The organism is Elioraea sp. Yellowstone, from assembly GCF_006704265.1.
Taxonomy (GTDB): Bacteria; Pseudomonadota; Alphaproteobacteria; order Acetobacterales; family Acetobacteraceae; genus Elioraea.
On the sequence record NZ_VIKA01000221.1, the window covers coordinates 1 to 3772 of the forward strand.

A 3772-nucleotide genomic window follows, 5' to 3' on the forward strand; every position below is an offset into this window, starting at 1 on the left:
ACCGCCACATACACTACCCTTTTCCTCGGCAGCGTCATATGTGTATACGACCCCCCCCTTGCGCTTGCCGAGGCGGCCGCCGAGGCGGCGCTCTGGTCTGAGGCCGCCCTCATCCTCTGGCGACTGGCCGCAGCGCCCGGTCAGGCCGAGGAGGCGGCGATCCTGGCCGCCCGCTACCCCGCCCTGGCCGATGCCCTGCCCGGGCTGGCGCGGCGCGCGCCCCCGGCCGAGCGGGCCGGGGCGGCGCGGGAGCGCGAACGGCTGCTCCGGCTGGTGGGCCTGGCCGAGGATGCCGGCGGGGCGAGCCTGCTTCCGCCCGCCGTCGAGCTCGAGATGCGCATCGACGCGCTGGCGCCGGAGCGAATCCAGACCCTGCCGGCCGGCTGGCGCGAGGCGCTGCGCCGCTGCACCGCCGCCGAGGTGCTGCACATCGCCGAGGCCTTGGGCGCCTACGAACGCGCCTCGCTCGCGGTCGAGGCGCGCGAGACGGCTCTGCGCGAGGCGGCGCTGCAATCCAAGCTCGATGTCGTCGCCGTCGAGGCGGCGCTGACGAAGATGCGGGAGGCGGAGGGCTCGCTCGAGCGGACTTGGCGCGCCGTGGTCGAGGCGATCGGCGGCCTGCGCTGAGCCGCGCCGGGTCAGGGCAGCGGCTTGGGCTCGCTCGCCAGCGTGCGCAGCCAGGCGATCAGGTCGGCCCGCTGCTGCGTGTTCGCGAGGCCGTTGAACGCCATGCGCGTGCCCGGTGCATAGGCGCGCGGGTTGGCGATGAACTGGTTCAGCTCCTCATAGGTCCATGGCTGGCCCTTCTTCGCCGTGATCGCCTGGGAGTAGTTGAATCCCTCGGCATGGGCATGGTCGGCACCGACGATGCCCCACAGATTCGGGCCGACGGCATTCCGCCCCCCCTGGTCGAAGGTGTGGCAGGCGCCGCAGGCGCGGCGCGCGATCGCCTGGCCGTTCTCCGGATTGGCGCTGGCGAGCAGCGGGCCGATCGGCTCAATGGTCGGCTGGGCCGGGACGGAGGCGGCGGCCGCCGGCGCCTCGGCGCCGGTGTCGATCCGCAGCACGCTCTCGTGCAGCCGCTTCGGATGCACCAGCGCGTCGCCGACGATGCCGGTGACCATGAAGAGGATGCCGGCCGTGAGGATGGCGGCTGCGATCTTGTTCAGTTCCATGGTGTTCATCGGCGGCCTGATCCCTCGGCACGGTTCCGCCCGGTGCGGCGCGACCGTCCATTAGGCGATCCGCCGCGCCCCTTCAACCCACCGCACCCGGGCGGCCGGATGGTCGAGCGGGGCTTGCCATGCCATCACGGGAGGGATCGTCCGCCCGACTCGGAGCCGCACCACCATGGAGTTCCGCCTCACCGCCGAACAGAGGGCCTTCCAGGAGAGCGTCCGCCGCTTCGCCGAACGCCACCTCGCCGCGGATGCGGTGGCGCGCGCGCATCGCGACGCCTTCCCCTGGGATGTCGCCCGGCTGATGGCCGCGAACGGGTTGTTCGGGATCATGCTGGACGAGCGGGACGGCGGCCAGGGCGGCAGCCTGATGGACGCGGTGATCGCGGCGGAGGAGATCGCCAAGGTCTGTCCGCGCTCGGCCGACGTCCTGCAGGCCGGCAATTTCGGCGCCTTCCGCACCATCGCCGAGTACGCGACCCCGGCGCAGAAGGAGCGCTGGTTCGCCCCCCTGCTCGCCGGCGAGACGATCTGCGCGGTCGGCATGACGGAGCCGGAGGCCGGCTCGGCGCTGACCGACCTGCGCTCCACCTGCACGCCCGACGGCAACGGCTACCGGCTGAACGGCGGCAAGGTGTTCACCTCCAACAGCGACGACGCAGCGGTGTTCCTGATCTACTGCCGCTTCGGCCCCGGCACCGAGGGGATCGGCAGCGTGATCCTCGAGCGCGGCATGGAGGGGTTCACGCTCGGGCCTGCGCGCCGCTACATGAACGGCGAGATCTGGCGTCCCCTGCATTTCGACAACGTGTTCATCCCGCCCGAGCATGTGCTGCTGAAGGAGGGCGGGTTCCGCAAGCAGATCGCAGGGTTCAACATCGAACGCCTGGGCAACAGCGCGCGTTCGCGCGCGGTCGGCGAATGCGCCTTCCGCATCGCCAGGGAACACGCCGAGACGCGCATGCAGTTCGGCCGCAGGCTGATGGAGTTCCAGGGGCTGCAGTGGAAGTTCGCCGAGATGCGCGTCGCGCTGGACGCCGCACAGCTCCTGCTCTACCGCGCCGCCGCCAACGCCGGCCGCGGCCTGCCCGACCCCCAGGAGGTCGCGATCGCCAAGTACGCCTGCAACCAGGCCGGCTGGCTCGCGGTCAACGAGGCGATGCAGGTCATGGGCGGCACCGGCTACTCCGACGACGTGCTGGTGGAGTACTGCCTGCGCAAGGTGCGGGGGTGGATGATCGCCGGCGGGTCGCTCGAGATGATGAGAAACCGCATCGCCGAGGGCGTGTTCGGCCGCCCCTTCCCCCAACGCCCGCCCCGGCCCGCGCCATGACCCCGCTTGCGCGCGCGCTCTTCGCGCCGCGGCGCATCGCGCTCGTCGGCGCCTCGGCCGACGCCGCGCGGCTGACCGCGCGCGCGCAGATCCATCTGCGCCGGCACGGCTTCGACGGCGCGATCCTGCCGATCAATCCGCGCGCGACGGAGATCCTGGGCGAGCCCGCCTATCCCTCGCTCGACGACGCCCCCGGGCCGATCGACCACGCCTTCATCCTGCTCGGCGCCGATCGGGTCGAGGAGGCGATTGCCGCCTGCGCACGCCGGCGCATTCCCGTCGCCACCGTGCTTGCCGACGGCTTCGCCGAGACGGGCGCGGCGGGGGCGGCGCGCCAGGCGCGCCTGGTCGCCGCCGCGCGCGCGGGCGGCGTACGGCTGATGGGGCCGAACTGCATCGGCATGATCAATGTCACCGCGCGCACCGCGCTTTCGGTGAACGCGGTGCTGGCGATGGAGCCGCCCTTGCCGGTGGGCCGCACCGCCGTGATCAGCCACTCCGGCAGCCTGATCGGCGCGATCCTGAGCCGGGGGGCGGCCCGCGGTCTCGGCTACTCCGTGCTCGCCGCGACCGGCAACGAGGCTGATCTTGGCGCTGCGGACCTGCTCGCGCTGCTCGCCGAGGACGAGGCGACGGACGTGATCGCGCTTTTCCTCGAGACGATCCGGGACCCGGGCGGGCTGCGCGCGGCCGCCGGTCGCGCCTTCGAGGCCGGCAAGGCGGTGATCGCCTACAAGCTCGGCCGGTCGGCCGCCGGAGCGGCGATGGCGGTCTCGCACACCGGCGCGATCGCCGGGACGGACGCGGCGGTCGATGCGCTGCTCGCGGCCAGCGGGATCGCCCGGCTCGACAGCTTCGAGGGGCTGATCGAGGCCGCACCTCTGTTCGCGCGGGCCCGTCCCCTCACCTCCCCGCGCCGCGCCGTCGCGGTCGTCACCACCACCGGGGGCGGCGCCGCGCTGGTGGTGGACCGCCTGGGCCTCGGCGGCATCGAGGCAGCGGAAGTGCGCGACATGACGCTTGCCGGCACGGAGCCGGACCGGATCGCCGCAGCGCTGGATCAGGCCGCCGCCGATCCGCGCGCGGATGCCGTGGTCGCGGTGATCGGCTCCTCGGCCCAGTTCCGGCCCGAGGACAGCGTCGCCGGCGTGCTGCGCGCAGCCGCACGCCCGGCCGCGAAGCCGCTCGCCGCCTTCCTCGCGCCGGAGGCCCCGGAGAGCGCGCGCAGGCTCGCGGCTGCGGGCATCGCCTGCTTCCGCAC

At 73.4% G+C, this 3772-nt stretch carries 4 protein-coding genes; 3 read left to right on the plus strand and 1 reads right to left on the minus strand.

Features of this window, described 5'->3' with window-relative positions; genetic code table 11:
* Positions 1-627 (plus strand): hypothetical protein (locus tag FK498_RS19505; protein ID WP_202614911.1); only part of this gene is annotated, 627 nt, incomplete at its 5' end.
* 11 nt (positions 628-638) lie between these two features.
* Here the strand turns inward: FK498_RS19505 and FK498_RS17815 are convergent.
* Positions 639-1184 (minus strand): cytochrome c family protein, encoded by a 546-nt coding sequence (locus FK498_RS17815; protein ID WP_141856941.1) that lies wholly within the window; start codon positions 1182-1184, stop codon positions 639-641.
* A gap of 166 nt (positions 1185-1350) precedes the next feature.
* On the opposite strand from FK498_RS17815, the gene FK498_RS17820 reads away from it, so the two are divergent.
* Positions 1351-2511 carry an acyl-CoA dehydrogenase family protein gene (locus FK498_RS17820; RefSeq protein WP_141856943.1) on the plus strand — a complete coding sequence of 387 codons (1161 nt, stop codon included), beginning with the start codon at positions 1351-1353 and terminating at the stop codon, positions 2509-2511.
* The coding region (locus FK498_RS17825) for a CoA-binding protein (RefSeq protein WP_202614912.1) at positions 2508-3772 on the plus strand (1265 nt) is incomplete at its 3' end. The genes FK498_RS17820 and FK498_RS17825, both read left to right, overlap by 4 nt.

Excerpts from the sequence above, each read along its gene's own strand:
- FK498_RS17820 (WP_141856943.1), top strand. The coding sequence starts at position 1,351 with ATGGAGTTCCGCCTCACCGCCGAACAGAGGGCCTTCCAGGAGAGCGTC.
- FK498_RS17815 (WP_141856941.1), bottom strand. The coding sequence starts at position 1,184 with ATGAACACCATGGAACTGAACAAGATCGCAGCCGCCATCCTCACGGCC.